The sequence below is a fragment of the Collimonas arenae genome (assembly GCF_001584165.1).
Classification (GTDB): domain Bacteria; phylum Pseudomonadota; class Gammaproteobacteria; order Burkholderiales; family Burkholderiaceae_D; genus Collimonas; species Collimonas arenae.
Genome location: NZ_CP013233.1, coordinates 1,852,739 through 1,867,816 on the forward strand (window position 1 = coordinate 1,852,739; position 15,078 = coordinate 1,867,816).

A 15,078-nucleotide genomic window follows, 5' to 3' on the forward strand; every position below is an offset into this window, starting at 1 on the left:
TATGAAAATCAATTCAACTAAAAGCAAAGTCATCGCCATTGGCTTGGTGACCGTGGTTGTGCTGGCGGCTGCCGGTTGGTACCTGAGCGGCAGCAACGATACAGCTAAAAAAGTCGTCGACGGCCAACATCGCGAATCGGCAGGTCACGCCGATACGGAACATCACGGCGCCAAGGGCGACGACAAGCACATCGATTCCGACGAGCACGCCGATGGCGAACATCACGACGAAGCCAAGGAGTCGCACGATGACAAGTTGGAATTGAGCGACGCGCAGGTTGCCGCGGCCGGCGTCAAACTGGAAAATGTCGGGCCGGCACGGATCAGGACAGCCATCACCTTGCCCGGAGAAATTCGCTTTAACGAAGACAAGACCGCGCACGTGGTGCCACGCCTGGCCGGCGTGGTGGAGCAGGTGGCGGTTAGTCTGGGGCAGCAGGTCAAGCGCGGGCAATTGCTGGCGGTGGTAGCGAGCACCGATCTTGCCGAGCAGCGCAGCGAGTTGCTGGCAGCGCAGAAGCGCTACACATTTGCGCGGACTACCTACGAGCGGGAAAAAAAGCTATGGGATGAAAAAATCTCCGCCGAACAGGATTACCTGCAAGCGCGTCAAGTCATGAACGAAGCTGAAATCGCTTTGCAGAATGCACGCCAGAAATTGAATGTGCTGGGCACCGGCGTCGGTGCTTCCGGCGGCCTTAACCGGTATGAGATCCGAGCGCCATTCAATGGCATGGTGACCGAAAAGCACATTGCACTGGGCGAGGCGGTGGCCGCCGACGCCAGTATCTTCACCATCTCTGACCTGTCAACCGTGTGGGCCGAAGTCATCGTACCGGCCAAGGATCTGAACCTGGTGCGCCTGGGCGAGAAAGTACAAATTCGCGCTACCGCCTTCGAATCGACGGCCAGCGGCAGCATCTCCTACGTTGGCGCGTTGCTGGGCGAACAGACCCGCACCGCCAAGGCCCGCATCACCTTGCCCAATCCCGACATGGCCTGGCGTCCCGGGCTGTTCGTCAATGTCGAAGTGATTTCCAGCGAGGTCGAAGTAAACGTGGCGCTGCCGTCGGAAGCGATTCAGAGCGTCGACGAAAAGCAAGTCGTGTTCGTCCGCACCGACGATGGTTTCATGGTGCAGGCGGTCGTTACCGGACGTACCGACGGGCGGATGACAGAGATTGTCAGCGGACTACAGCCCGGCTCGCGTTATGCCGCCACCGGCAGTTTCGTCCTCAAATCGGAGCTGGGCAAGAGCGGCGCCGAGCACGCCCATTGAGCGCGTGATGCCGTTCGCCATTCCGCCCATGACGCAAAGGACCCGATTCCATGTTTGAACGCATCATTCGTTTTTCCATCGAGCAGCGCTGGCTGATCCTGCTGGCCGTGTTTGCGATGGCCGCACTCGGTATCTACAACTATCAAAAACTGCCGATCGACGCAGTGCCGGATATTACCAACGTCCAGGTTCAGATCAACACCTCGGCGCCGGGTTACTCACCGCTGGAAACCGAACAGCGCGTGACCTTCCCGATCGAGACCGTGATGGCCGGCCTGCCGCGACTGGAGCAGACACGCTCCCTGTCGCGCTATGGCTTGTCGCAGGTGACGGTGATATTCAAGGACGGCACCGATCTCTATTTCGCGCGGCAACTGGTCAACGAACGGATCCAGGAAGCCAGGGACAAGCTACCGGCCGGGGTGACGCCGGCGCTGGGGCCGATTTCGAGTGGTCTCGGCGAGATTTACCTGTGGACCGTGGAAGCCAAGGACGGCGCCAAAAAGCCGGATGGCAGCGCCTATACGTCAACCGACTTGCGCGAAATCCAGGACTGGATCATCAAGCCGCAGTTGCGCAATGTCAGCGGCGTCACCGAGATCAATTCGATCGGCGGTTTTGCCAAGGAATACCAGGTGGCGCCGGTGCCGGAGAAGTTGGCCTCATACGGATTGACCCTGCAGGATATTGCCACTGCGCTGGAGCGCAACAACAGCAACGTCGGCGCCGGTTATATTGAAAAGCGTGGTGAGCAGTTGTTGATTCGCGCACCGGGGCAGGTGCAATCGCTTGAGGATATCCGCAATATCATCCTAGGCAATGTGCAGGGCGTACCGATCCGTATTCGCGACATCGGTGAGGTCGACATCGGGCGCGAGCTGCGCACTGGAGCCGCCACCGAGAATGGCCGTGAAGTGGTGCTGGGCACGGTTTTCATGTTGATCGGTGAGAACAGTCGGGCGGTCTCGCAAGCGGTTGACCGCAAGATGGTTGAGATCAATCGCAGCCTGCCTGCCGGCGTTGAGGCGATCACGGTGTATGACCGCACGGTGCTGGTCGACAAGGCGATCAACACGGTCAAGAAGAACTTGCTGGAAGGCGCGATCCTGGTGATTGCTATCCTGTTCATGTTCCTTGGGAATATGCGCGCGGCGCTTATTACTGCGATGGTGATCCCGCTGTCGATGCTGTTCACCTTTACCGGCATGGTGCAGTACAAGGTCAGCGCCAACCTGCTGAGCCTGGGGGCGCTGGATTTCGGCATCATCATCGACGGCGCGGTGGTAATTGTGGAAAACTGCGTGCGGCGGCTGGCGCATGCACAAACTCATCACGGTAGGCCGCTGACGCGCAGCGAGCGCTTCCATGAAGTGTTCGCCGCGTCGAAGGAAGCACGGCGGCCGTTGCTGTTCGGCCAGGTGATCATCATGGTGGTGTATCTGCCGATCTTCGCGCTGACCGGTGTTGAGGGCAAGATGTTCAATCCGATGGCGCTGACGGTGGTGATTGCGCTGGTCGGTGCAATGATCCTGTCGATCACATTCATCCCGGCCGCAGTAGCCTTGTTCATCGGCAAGCGCGTATCGGAAAGCGAAAATTTCCTGATGCGCGGCGCCAAACGCTTCTATGCGCCGGTGCTGGATTGGGTGATGCAACGCAAAGCGCAAGTGCTCGGCGCGGCGCTGGTCGTGTTGCTGTTATCAGGCTTGTTGGCGACGCGACTTGGCAGCGAATTCGTACCGAGTTTGAATGAGGGGGATCTGGCGATCCAGGCCTTGCGTATTCCAGGCACCAGCCTGACGCAGTCACTGCAAATGCAGAAGCAGATCGAGAGCACCCTGAAGCGCAAGTTCCCTGAGATTGAGCGGGTATTTGCTCGCACCGGTACTGCGGAGATTGCTTCCGATCCGATGCCGCCGAATATTTCGGATGGCTACATCATGCTCAAGCCAGAGACGGAATGGCCGCAGCCGAAGAAATCGCGGGCCGAGCTACTGGCGGCGATACAGAAAGTTGCGAACGATATCCCTGGCAACAATTATGAGTTTTCGCAGCCTATCCAACTGCGTTTCAATGAGTTGATTTCTGGCGTGCGCAGCGATGTCGCCGTCAAGATATTCGGCGACGATATGGCGGTATTGAACGACACCGCCGGCAAGGTCTCGGCCGTGCTCGGCAAGATTGATGGCGCTGCCGAAGTGAAGATCGAACAGACTTCCGGGTTGCCGATGCTGACCGTGAACATCGATCGTGACAAGACGGCGCGCTACGGCCTGAATGTCGCCGATGTACAGGATGTGGTGGCCACCGCGATTGGCGGCAAGGAAGCCGGCACCTTGTTCCAGGGCGACCGCCGCTTCGATATCGTGGTGCGTCTGCCGGAGAACCTGCGCAGCGATCTGGAAGCTATCAAGCGGCTGCCGATTTCGTTGCCGCGTGGGGGCGGCGGGGAAGGGCGTACCAGCTACATTCCACTGGCAGAAGTGGCCAGCCTGGAACTGGCGCCGGGGCCAAACCAGATCAGCCGTGAAAACGGCAAGCGCCGCATCGTGGTGAGCGCCAACGTGCGTGGTCGGGATATTGGCTCGTTCGTATCCGAAGCCGAACAGAAGTTGCAGCAGCAGGTGAAAATCCCGAGTGGGTATTGGACCAGCTGGGGCGGCCAGTTCGAGCAGCTGCAATCGGCCAGCCAGAGATTGCAGATCGTGATCCCGGTGGCGTTATTGCTGGTGCTGACCCTGCTGTTTGCGATGTTCGGCAACCTCAAGGATGGCTTGCTGGTGTTCAGCGGGATTCCATTCGCCCTGACAGGCGGCATCGTCGCCTTGTGGTTGCGCGGCATCCCGTTGTCGATCTCTGCTGCAGTTGGCTTTATTGCCCTGTGTGGCGTAGCGGTGCTCAACGGCCTGGTGATGATCGCCTTCATCCGCAGTCTGAGGGAGAGCGGCAGCAAGCTCGATGTGGCGATTCGGGAGGGGGCGTTGACGCGTTTGCGACCGGTGCTGATGACGGCGCTGGTGGCATCGCTGGGATTCGTGCCGATGGCGCTCGCTACCGGCACCGGTGCCGAGGTGCAGCGGCCTTTGGCGACTGTGGTGATTGGCGGCATCCTGTCGTCGACGATCCTGACGCTGCTGGTATTGCCGATTCTGTACCAGTTATTTCATCGGCGCGATGAATAGCTGTCTGACGAAGTTAAAACGTAAAGGGGGTAGGCCGCTCTATGCTCGCTTGCGAACGCAATCGATATACGCAGCGCCATCCGGCGGCAAGCCACTGCGCTGCGAATTCCAGATCATCTGGCCCAGGCATTCCATGATCTGGTGATGCGCTTCATGTTCTGATTGCAGGCGTTGGGTCAGCGCGGTGGCGGCGGCGCGGATGCCTGGTGGTTGGTCGATCGAGATTTGTTCGGCAATTGACAGGTGCATCGACAGATGCAGGAAAGGATTGGTCTGGCCGTTCTCGACCGAATAATCGGCGGCCAGTGCTGCCTCAACATCCTTCAGGTCGCCGGCATATTCGGGGTGTTGCTGCAGCCAGTCGGCAGCGATCGCCTCCAGGGGTGTCAGGATTTCGTTGGCATGCTGCTTGCGATGGGTTTCACAAAAGAAACGGCGCACATCGTCTTGGGATGGATTGAACATGATGCTTTACTGGGGCCTGTTATATCAATTAATCGGTGAGCGCGGCATAAGGATCAGATTCCCTTGTCGGGCAACGGCGTCTTGCTCTTGAAATCGCACAGATCGGCAATGCAGCAGTTCCAGCATAGCGGCTTGCGTGCGATGCAGGTATAGCGGCCATGCAGGATGAGCCAATGATGCGCGTCCAGCAGAAATTCTGCCGGCACCAGTTTCATCAGTTTCTGCTCGACGGCATCGACGTCCTTGCCGGGTGCGATTCCGGTGCGGTTGGAGACCCTGAATATGTGTGTGTCGACAGCAATCGTCGGCATGCCGAACGCCGTATTCAGCACGACGTTGGCGGTCTTGCGGCCGACGCCGGGCAACGCTTGCAATTCTTCGCGGGTACGCGGTACCTGGCTGTCGTGCAGCGTCATCAGCATGCGGCAGGTCTCGATGACGTTCTTGGCCTTGGTGCGGTACAGGCCGATGGTCTGGATATACGGAATCAAGCCGTCGACGCCAAGCGCGTAAATCTGTGCCGGCGTATTGGCGACCGGGTACAGCTTGCGCGTCGCCTTATTCACCGAGACATCGGTGGCTTGCGCCGACAGGATCACAGAGATCAGCAACTCGAACGGCGAGGTGTACTCCAGCTCGGTGGTTGGGTGCGGCAGCGCGGCGCGCAGGCGGGTGAATATTTCACGGCGTTTTTCTGCGTTCATTGCGTGTCCTTGGCAGCTTGTTCTTTCTTCAGCCTGGCGCGTTCGATCGCCGCCTGAATGATCGCTTTCTTGCGCTGCTGTTCGGCTTGTTGTTCCGGTGTGGCGGCAGCTTCGGCAGCCACTGCCTTGAGTTTTTCTGCGGCTTTGGCTGCCAGCCGATCGTCATTCTCCTGCTTCTCCCGGCGTAGCCTGATTATATGGAAATCGTGGCGCGCGCGCGCGGCGTCCGCCTGCGCTTGCGTCCAGGCGTCCCAGCCGGTTTCCCTGCCAGTGGCGTCGACCATCGTGATGCAGTCGACCGGGCAAGGCGCCACGCACAGGTCGCAGCCGGTGCACAGCTCGGCGATCACTGTATGCATCTGTTTAGCCGCGCCGACAATCGCATCCACCGGGCAAGCCTGGATGCACAGGGTGCAGCCGATGCAGGCAGCTTCATCGATTACCGCCAGCGGCCTTGGACGCTCAAGGCCGTTGGCCGGATTGAGCGGGATCAACGGCTGGCCGAGTAGTTGCGCCAACCTTGCCACGCCTTGCTGGCCGCCGGGCGGACACTGGTTATAACTGGCGCTGCCGTCGGCGATGGCTTCGGCATATGGCCGGCAAGCCGGATAGCCGCATTTGGTGCATTGCGTTTGCGGCAACAGTGCTTCAATGCGGTCGGCGAGGGAAGGCGAGGATGGGGCTGGCACGGGCTGTAAGGAACTGGATGATGACAACATGGCGCGTATTATCCCGGATTCCTTGTTAGGGCGCTTATCTTTACTCGCAATGCGGCCATGCGCCTGCGGTGGCGGAAGTGCAGGATGTAAATTTTCGTGGCCGAAAATGAAAAAAGCCGTCCCGGTGAAGGAACGGCTTGTGCCGCAAGTACATTGGAGCAGGATGAACGCGCTTACGCGTTGTCCTTGATAAATGTCGCGATTTTCGGGCAAATCACTTCGCGCCAGCGACGACCGGAAAAAATCCCGTAGTGACCGCATTTTTCTGCAGTGAAATGCTGCTTCTTGGCTTTCGGGATGGAACTGCACAAATCATGTGCGGCCTGAGTCTGGCCAGGACCGGAAATGTCGTCCAGTTCGCCTTCGATGGTGAACAGCGCGACGCTCTTGATATCCTGCGGCCGCACCAGCTTGCCTTCGACTTCCCAGGTGCCTCGTGGCAAGGCATGATCCTGGAATACGGTCTTGATGGTTTCCAGGTAGTAATCAGCCGGCATGTCCAGCACTGCGTTGTACTCATCGTAGAACTTGCGGTGGCTTTCCGCCGACTCATTGTCGCCTTCGCGCAGATGCATGTAGAAATCCCAGTGGCTCTGCGCGTGGCGGCTTGGGTTCATGGCAACGAAACCGGCATGCTGCAGGAAGCCCGGGTATACCTTGCGACCGAAACCAGGGTAGTTCGACGGCACACTATAGATGACAGTGTTTTCAAACCAGCTGAACGGCTTTTCGGTGGCCAGGTTGTTGACATCGGTCGGCGATTTGCTTGGATCGATCGGACCGCCCATCATGGTCATGCTCTTCGGCAGGTGGCTGTCCTTGGCACTGGCCATCAGCGAAATGGCAGCCAATACCGGCACTGTCGGCTGGCAGACCGAAATCACATGCAGATCCGGGCCCAGCAGGCGGATGAAATCCTGTACGTAATATATATAGTCATGCAAATGGAAAGCGCCATCGCTGGCCGGGACCATGCGGGCATCGGTCCAGTCGGTGATGTAGACATCGTGTTCCGGCAGCAGGCCGCGCACGGTATCGCGCAGCAATGTCGAGTGATGACCTGAGAGAGGCGCTACGAGCAACACGGTCGGCTGTTTGAGAGCGCTAACATCTTTATTGCTAAGGGCTTTTTTAAAATGCAGGAGCCGGCAGAACGGCAGCGTCTGGGCAACCTCTTCGACGATCCCGATTTCCTTGCCATTGATTAATGTGCTGGTGATATCGAAAGCTGGCTTTTCGTATTCCTTGCCCAGCCGGTACATCAATTCGTAGCCGGCGGCGATGCGTTGCGAGAATGGCGTGTGCGCCAGCGGCGAAACAGGGTCGGTGAACAACCTGGCGCCGGCGTCTGCCCATTGCACCAGCGGCAGCATTAAAGACCGGTTGAATTCGTGAAATTGATAGAGCATACCTTGCCTTTTGGGTGGTCCTGGACGACAACTGCATAAAGTTGCATATATTGCAACGCAATAAGTGACCTATTTTATCTTATGTAAAGGGTTGCCGTGTGAATCCTGTAGTCGGGTAACAACGGTATAAATAGAAATACATATTTGGCTAGGCTGGTCGCAAATATACCACTTGCCGCCTGCATATGAGCGGTAAGTAATAAGTACATGAGAAGAGTTTATTTAGCGATCAGGTCCGACGACATGACTGCCTTCAGGTAGTTGGTCGTGATATCGCCACGCTCACGCTGGGCAATCCACCAGACGTTGCCCTTGCGGACCGACCATTCCTGCATTTGTCCGGCAATCAGCAAGGCGGCGACCTGGCCCAGCGTGGGTTGGTGGCCGATGATCAGCACCGGCTCGCGATTGAAGGGCCAATTGGCGACCGCCAGCAATTGTTCGGCCGAGCAATCCGGTGCCAGGTGAGGGTGAGTCTTGAATTTGCGGCCGAGTGCCTCGGCGGTTTGTACGGTCCGGGTGGCCGGGCTACTGATGATTTTGCAGCTATTGGGCAAGTTGTGATCCAGCCAGTCGGCCATTTTCCAGGCTTGCTTGTGACCCTTTCCGGTTAGCGCACGGCCTTCGTCCGGCTCCCGATTTCTGCCTCCGCGTGCCGCCATAAAATCAGTTCCATGATGTGGGTCCTTGCTTGAATGCGTCTTTTTACTTTAAGGGGGAAAGCGCGCCTAGGGAGAGCATCAGATGCCGTTGCGCACTATATGGCTTTTGCCTGTGATGCGGCTTTGATTTATGCCAATTACCGTCGGATCCCAGAATCCAGGCATTGGCATTGTCTTTCAGGTAAGGAGTGAGGCCTTCGTTGATTACCCGCTTCTTGAGTGTTTTGTCATGCACCGGGAAGGCTACCTCGATACGCCGGAACAGGTTGCGGTTCATCCAGTCGGCGCTGCTCAGATAAACGTCGTGCTGCAAGTTGTTACGGAAATAATAGATACGACTGTGTTCCAGGAAGCGGCCGATGATCGAGCGCACGTGGATATTTTCAGACAAGCCCGGCACGCCCGGCCTGAGCGCGCAAGCGCCGCGCACGATCAGTTCGATCTTGACGCCGTCGGCAGAGGCAGCATACAGCGCGCGGATCACGGATTCGTCCAGCAGCGCGTTCATCTTGGCGACGATGCGCGCTGGCCGACCCCTGCGGGCGATCTCGGCTTCGTTATGAATGGCGCGGATGATTTCTTTCTGCAGCGAGAATGGCGCCAGCCACAGCAGATCCATTTTCTTCGGTTTGGTCAGGCTGGTCAGGTGCATGAAGACTTCGTTGACTTCGGTGGCCAGTTTCTGGTTGGAAGTCAGGAGTCCGAAATCGGTATACAGTTTGGTGGTGCTCGGATGGTAATTGCCTGTACCGAGATGGGCGTAGTAACGCAGCTCTCCATCGCCGTTCTTGTCTCGTTCGCGGCGGATTACCAGCGATAGCTTGGCATGCGTCTTCAGTCCGACCACGCCGTACACTACCTGGGCGCCGGCGCGTTCGAGCTTGTCTGCCCAGTTGATATTGGCTTCTTCATCGAAGCGGGCCATCAGCTCCACCACCACAGTTACTTCCTTGCCGCGCTGTGCAGCCAGGATCAACGCTTCCATCAGGTCCGAGTTCATGCCGGTGCGATAGATGGTCTGTTTGATCGCCACTACATTGGGATCGAACGCAGCGGAGCGAACGAAGTCGATCACCGGCTGGAATGACTGGAAGGGGTGGTGCAGCAGCACATCCTTCCGTTTCAATTGCTCGAAAATGTCGTCGCCCGCCGCCAGTTGTATCGGCAAGCCCGGAGAAAATGGCGGAAACCGCAGAGATGCATCGTTCACCTGATCGATCATCTCCGACAGACGGACCATATTGACCGGCCCGTCCACTGCGTACAAACGGTTTGGCGCGATAGCGAATTGGCTGAGCAGGAATTGCGACAGATGCTCTGGGCAGCTGCGCGCTACCTCAAGCCGTACCGCAACGCCGAACTGACGGCTTTGCAATTCGCTCTGCAGGGCCTGGCGCAAATTCTTCACTTCCTCTTCATCGACCCACAAATCGCTGTTCCGGGTTACGCGAAATTGCGAATAAGACAATATCTGGCGACCGGCAAAAAGCTCGCCGATATGGGCGTGAATGATGGATGACAACAGGCAGAACGAGTTGCCCTTGGGCGACAGCACATCGGGCAACTTGATTACACGCGGCAGTACGCGCGGCGCCTTGATGATGGCAATCGTGGTGCTGCGGCCGAAGGCATCCTTGCCCGCCATCTCGACAATGAAATTTAAGCTCTTGTTCAACACCTGGGGGAAGGGATGGCTGGATCAAGCCCGATGGGCGTGAGCAGAGGACGTATTTCCTGCTCGAAAAAGGCTTTCACCCATGCCCGTTGTTCTTCGGTACGGTCGTCGTGCCGCAGCAGGTGTATGCCGATTGCCGACAACTGCGGCAGGATTGCCTGATTCAATATCTCATATTGGCGATCGACGATCTGGTGGCACTCGATACTGGTGCGTTCCAGCGCGGCGGTCAGTGCGGGGGGATCCGTGTTTTCGCCGTCGATACGACTATTGGCGAGCAGGCTGGCGATGCGGACTTCAAAAAACTCATCAAGGTTGTTACTGACAATGCATAAGTATCGCAATCGCTCCAGCAAGGGGACATGGCGGTCTTCCGCCTGGGCCATCACGCGGCGATTGAAGGCCAGTTGCGACAGCTCTCGATTCAAATAGCTTGGATTGGCGTCTAATCTGGCGCCTGAATATCTTGTTTCATCGTCCGACTTGGTTTTCTTGTTCATGAATCAGGCAGCGGGTCTGATGGTTTTCGCGGAGTGTATGGAGTGAATATGACAGGTTGATGAACAAATTGGAAGATTTGTTAGCGTTATCTTGTCATTCACGTCGGTTCAGGTTGGTGCGCATCAAAAAATGATAAAAGATCAAAAATAACTGGCGTTAATTGTGTATCTGGATTGTTTTTTTGCAAATTATCGAAATTTACAATCATTTTTCTCTCGTCATAAAGCTGTCATAAATGTTGGTTAGAGTTCGCCCTGTCTTAGGGGCTGTTGTGAAATTTTCTTCCTTTTAACGTGAAGCCAATTTCACAACAGTCTCAACTTAGGCACACCACACATAGTCCATAAGGGAGTAACAAATGCGATTGAATCACTTCGTTAAAGCCGCCATTATCGCAATGGGTGCGACATTGGCTGTTTCGTCGGTCATGGCAGCCGAGATTACCGGCGCCGGCGCGTCTTTTCCTTACCCGATCTATTCCAAGTGGGCTGAAGCCTACAAGAGCGCTACCGGCAACAGCCTGAACTACCAATCGATCGGCTCCGGCGGCGGCATCAAGCAAATCAAAGCCAAAACCGTTGACTTCGGTGCTTCCGACATGCCTTTGAAGGTGGAAGAGCTGAACGCCGACAATCTGGCGCAGTTCCCGGCAATCATGGGCGGTGTGGTGCCAGTCGTGAACCTGGATGGCGTCGCCCCAGGTCAACTGAAGTTGACTGGTCCAATCGTGGCTGACATCTACCTGGGCAAGATCACCAAGTGGAATGCACCAGAAATCGCGGCCCTCAATCCAGGCGTCAAATTGCCGGCCGACGACATCACCGTGGTGTATCGTGCTGACGGCTCGGGCACTTCGTTCGTGTTCACCAGCTACCTGTCGAAGACTAGCGCTGCATTCAAGAGCGGTGTTGGTGCTGGTACTGCTGTCAAGTGGCCAACTGGCGTAGGTGGCAAGGGTAACGAAGGTGTTGCTGCCAACGTGCAAAAGATCAAGGGTTCGATTGGTTATGTCGAGTACGCATACGCCAAGAAGAACAAACTGCAGCACACTCAGCTGAAGAATCATGACGGCAACTTCGTGCAACCGGACGACGAAACATTCAAGGCCGCTGCTGCTGGCGCCGACTGGCCAAGACTCCAGGTTTCGCACTGGACTTCACCGATGCAGCAGGCAAGAGCAGCTGGCCAATCACCAGTGCTTCGTTCATCCTGCTTCACAAGACTCAGGCTGACGCAGCCAAGGGCAAGGAAGTATTGAAGTTCTTTGAGTGGGCATACAAGAACGGCGGCGCAGCAGCCACCGAACTCGACTATGTCGCGATTCCTGCTTCGGTTGTGAAACTGGTGGAAGAATCGTGGAAAGCACAGATCAAGGACAACGCCGGCAAGGCAGTCTGGTAATTGTTTGATCTGATGTCCGATGCGGGTCGGACGCTGCCTGGCGCCGACCCACATCGCGAGCATCAGCCGATTCGGACCAACGATTCGGAAATGCAGCGCGAGCAGATTGTGGCAGTTTGACGGCCACCTGCTCGCCTTCTTTGAATATGGCAAGCGTATCGAGATAAGCGCATCACTGGTACACAGTAGTCTTCACGCGAAACATCTCCTGCAAGTCGAGCGCGGTCCGGCCGCTAGGTTAATCGCCGCCGCATCTTATTCTTCATCGGATATCGCTACTCATGAGTGCAAATATTCCTGTCATGGCACAATCGATTTCACCCCAGGCAACCACCGCTGAACAAGCGGGTGTGTCGCATCAGGCCTTGCTTGCCACCATGCGTAAGCAACGCATTCAAGATTTTCTTTTTCACAAGGTCACGCTGCTATTTTCGCTGATCGTGCTGTTCGTGCTGCTCGGCATTATTGTCTGCCTGGCGATCGGCGCCTGGCCGGTGTTCCGCGAATATGGGCCATCCTTCATCACTACCGTCGAATGGGATCCGGTCAACGATCATTACGGCGCGATGATCGCCATCGTCGGCACATTGGTGACATCATTCATCGCCCTGGCTATCGCGTTCCCGGTAAGTTTCGGGATCGCATTGTTCCTTACTGAAATCTGTCCGGCAAAATTGCGCCGCCCGCTGGGCACCGCAGTTGAACTGCTGGCTGGCGTGCCGAGCATCATCTACGGCATGTGGGGACTGTTCGTATTTGCGCCGCTGTTTGCCGAGTACGGCCAGCCGTTCCTGGCGTCCACGATCGGCCAGTTGCCGGTGATCGGCGTGTTGTTCAACGGGCCAAAGATGGGCATTGGCCTGCTGACGGCCGGTCTGATCCTGGCTGTGATGATCATCCCGTTTATTTCTTCCGTGATGCGCGATGTGTTTGAAGTGGTGCCTGCGGTGCTGAAAGAGTCGGCTTACGGTCTGGGCTGCACGCGTTGGGAAGTGGTGCGCAAGGTCGTGCTGCCGTACGCCAAGACCGGCGTCGTCGGCGGCGTCATGCTGGGGCTTGGCCGCGCTCTGGGCGAGACCATGGCGGTCACTTTTGTGATCGGCAATGCGCAACGGTTATCGTGGTCGCTGTTCGCATCCGGCAACAGCATCGCCTCGACGCTGGCCAACGAAATCGCTGAGGCATCGACTACGCTGCATGTGTCGGCACTGTTTGCTCTTGGCCTGATCCTGTTCGTGATCACCTTCATCGTGTTGTCGATCGCCAAAATCATGTTGATGGGCATGTCCCGTAAAGAAGGTGTCAAATGAAGAATTCCCATCAAACAGAGGCAGATGTATTGGCTCCGCCGGTGAACGCGGTTTATCGCAAGCGCTTGCTGATGCACCGTTTCGGTATGGTGCTGTCGTTCCTGGCAATGGCGCTGGGCCTGCTGGTGCTGGCCTGGATCCTGGTGACATTGGTGATCAAGGGTTTCGGTGCGCTGAACCTGGGCATCCTGACGCAAAACACCCCGGCTCCTGGATCTGGCTCCGGCGGTTTGCTCAACCCGATTGTCGGCAGCCTGATGCTGGTTGGACTGGCTACCGTGTTCAGTACGCCGGTTGGTATCCTGGCTGGTATTTATCTTGCGGAATATGGTGAGGAGAGCAAGCTGGCGCAGGTGACGCGCTTCGTGACTGACATCATGCTGTCGGCGCCATCCATCGTGATCGGCTTGTTCGTGTATGCGATCTACGTCGCCAAGGTGGGACATTTTTCGGGCTGGGCCGGTAGTTTTGCGCTGTCATTGATTGCTGTGCCGGTGGTGGTCCGCACGACCGACAACATGTTGAAGCTGGTGCCGGGCAATTTGCGTGAAGCGGCCTTTGCGCTGGGTGCGCCGCGTTGGAAAGTCGCCCTGCTGGTGCGGTTGCGCGCGGTCAAGGCTGGTGTCGTCACCGGCGTGCTGCTGGCGGTGGCGCGGATTGCGGGTGAAACCGCACCGCTGTTGTTCACTGCGCTGAACAACCAGTTCTTCAGCACCAACATGAACAAGCCGATCGCCAATTTGCCGGTCGTCATCAGCCAGTTCGCGATGAGCCCGTTCGACAACTGGGTGCCGCTTGCATGGGGCGGAGCGCTGCTGATTACGTTCAGCGTGCTGCTCTTGAACATCCTGTCGCGCTCGCTGTTCAGCCAAAAAATTCCAGGTTAACGCTTTCATATAGATTGCCATCATTATGCAAACATCACTCAAGTCGAACTCGCTCGATAAAAAGCCGACCATAGAAATTTCGGGATTGAATTTTTTCTACGGCAATTTCCAGGGCTTGAAGAATATCAACCTGCATGTCAATGAAAAGAAAGTGACAGCGTTCATCGGCCCATCCGGCTGCGGCAAATCGACGCTGTTGCGAACTCTGAACCGGATGTATGACTTGTATCCCGGCCAGCGTGCGGAAGGCGAGATCATCTACGCCGGCCGCAACATCCTGGAGCCCGGGCAAGATCTGAACATGCTGCGCGCCAAGGTCGGCATGGTATTCCAGAAGCCGACACCGTTCCCGATGTCGATCTATGACAACATCGCCTTTGGTATCCGTCTCTACGAAAACCTGCCGAAAGGCGAAATGGACGAGCGCGTCGAATGGGCGTTGTCCAAGGCCGCGCTGTGGGGTGAGGTCAAGGACAAACTGAATAAAAGCGGGCTTAGCCTGTCTGGCGGTCAGCAGCAGCGCCTGTGTATTGCACGCAGCGTTGCCGTGCGTCCGGATGTGCTGTTGCTGGATGAGCCAACCTCGGCGCTGGATCCGATTTCGACAGCCAAGGTGGAAGAACTGATCAGCGAATTGAAGGTCGATTACACCATCGCCATCGTTACCCACAACATGCAGCAGGCGGCGCGTTGTTCCGACTACACCGCTTACATGTATCTGGGCGAGCTGGTCGAGTTCGGCGAAACCGACCAGATCTTCATGAATCCTGCGCGCAAGGAAACGCAAGACTACATCACAGGACGCTTCGGCTGATATAGCCGGCGGCCATTGGAAAAATAAACCGGCGCAGGTGCAAGCCTGGCCTAAAAGAAATCGAAGGAAA

At 56.9% G+C, this 15,078-nt stretch carries 11 protein-coding genes and 2 pseudogenes; 7 read left to right on the forward strand and 6 right to left on the reverse strand.

All coding sequences use genetic code 11. The features are described from left to right. Position 1: 1 nt before the first annotated feature. A complete protein-coding gene (locus CAter10_RS08760) occupies positions 2-1,279 on the forward strand; it encodes an efflux RND transporter periplasmic adaptor subunit (protein WP_061533114.1) in 1,278 nt (425 codons plus the stop codon). A 50-nt stretch (positions 1,280-1,329) separates the two neighbouring features. Beyond that, positions 1,330-4,461, forward strand: coding sequence for a CusA/CzcA family heavy metal efflux RND transporter (locus CAter10_RS08765; RefSeq protein ID WP_061533115.1), 3,132 nt, complete (start codon positions 1,330-1,332; stop codon positions 4,459-4,461). Positions 4,462-4,500: 39 nt separating this feature from the next. Here CAter10_RS08765 and CAter10_RS08770 read toward each other — a convergent pair whose 3' ends face one another. The 6 genes and pseudogenes from CAter10_RS08770 to ppk1 all read right to left on the reverse strand — a co-directional run bounded on the left by CAter10_RS08770 (position 4,501) and on the right by ppk1 (position 10,595). Then, positions 4,501-4,926, reverse strand: coding sequence for a DUF1841 family protein (locus CAter10_RS08770; protein ID WP_061533116.1), 426 nt, complete (start codon positions 4,924-4,926; stop codon positions 4,501-4,503). A gap of 53 nt (positions 4,927-4,979) precedes the next feature. Further along, complete coding sequence (gene nth / locus CAter10_RS08775; RefSeq protein ID WP_061533117.1) at positions 4,980-5,630, reverse strand: endonuclease III; 651 nt, start codon at positions 5,628-5,630, stop codon at positions 4,980-4,982. Then, positions 5,627-6,319 carry an electron transport complex subunit RsxB gene (gene rsxB, locus CAter10_RS08780; protein WP_236905510.1) on the reverse strand — a complete coding sequence of 231 codons (693 nt, stop codon included), beginning with the start codon at positions 6,317-6,319 and terminating at the stop codon, positions 5,627-5,629. The genes nth and rsxB overlap by 4 nt, the downstream gene beginning before the upstream one ends. Positions 6,320-6,522: 203 nt before the next feature. After that, positions 6,523-7,758 (reverse strand): polyhydroxyalkanoate depolymerase, encoded by a 1,236-nt coding sequence (locus CAter10_RS08785; protein ID WP_061533119.1) that lies wholly within the window; start codon positions 7,756-7,758, stop codon positions 6,523-6,525. Between the two features lie 218 nt (positions 7,759-7,976). Beyond that, positions 7,977-8,434, reverse strand: a pseudogene (locus CAter10_RS08790) (SixA phosphatase family protein). 29 nt (positions 8,435-8,463) lie between these two features. Then, positions 8,464-10,595: pseudogene (gene ppk1 / locus CAter10_RS08795) on the reverse strand (polyphosphate kinase 1). Between the two features lie 359 nt (positions 10,596-10,954). Here ppk1 and pstS point away from each other — a divergent pair. From pstS to pstB, 5 genes are all read left to right on the forward strand, one after another. After that, positions 10,955-11,854 carry a phosphate ABC transporter substrate-binding protein PstS gene (pstS, locus tag CAter10_RS08800; RefSeq protein ID WP_236905511.1) on the forward strand — a complete coding sequence of 300 codons (900 nt, stop codon included), beginning with the start codon at positions 10,955-10,957 and terminating at the stop codon, positions 11,852-11,854. After that, entirely contained in the window at positions 11,851-11,997 is a 147-nt protein-coding gene (locus tag CAter10_RS23475; protein ID WP_236905512.1) for a hypothetical protein, read from the forward strand. Before pstS ends, CAter10_RS23475 begins: the two co-directional genes overlap by 4 nt. 281 nt (positions 11,998-12,278) lie before the next feature. Next, a complete protein-coding gene (gene pstC, locus CAter10_RS08805; RefSeq protein ID WP_082797845.1) occupies positions 12,279-13,307 on the forward strand; it encodes a phosphate ABC transporter permease subunit PstC in 1,029 nt (342 codons plus the stop codon). Next, positions 13,304-14,194 carry a phosphate ABC transporter permease PstA gene (gene pstA, locus CAter10_RS08810; RefSeq protein WP_061533121.1) on the forward strand — a complete coding sequence of 297 codons (891 nt, stop codon included), beginning with the start codon at positions 13,304-13,306 and terminating at the stop codon, positions 14,192-14,194. The genes pstC and pstA overlap by 4 nt, the downstream gene beginning before the upstream one ends. A gap of 25 nt (positions 14,195-14,219) precedes the next feature. After that, positions 14,220-15,008 (forward strand): phosphate ABC transporter ATP-binding protein PstB, encoded by a 789-nt coding sequence (gene pstB / locus CAter10_RS08815; RefSeq protein ID WP_061533122.1) that lies wholly within the window; start codon positions 14,220-14,222, stop codon positions 15,006-15,008. Positions 15,009-15,078: the final 70 nt, after the last annotated feature.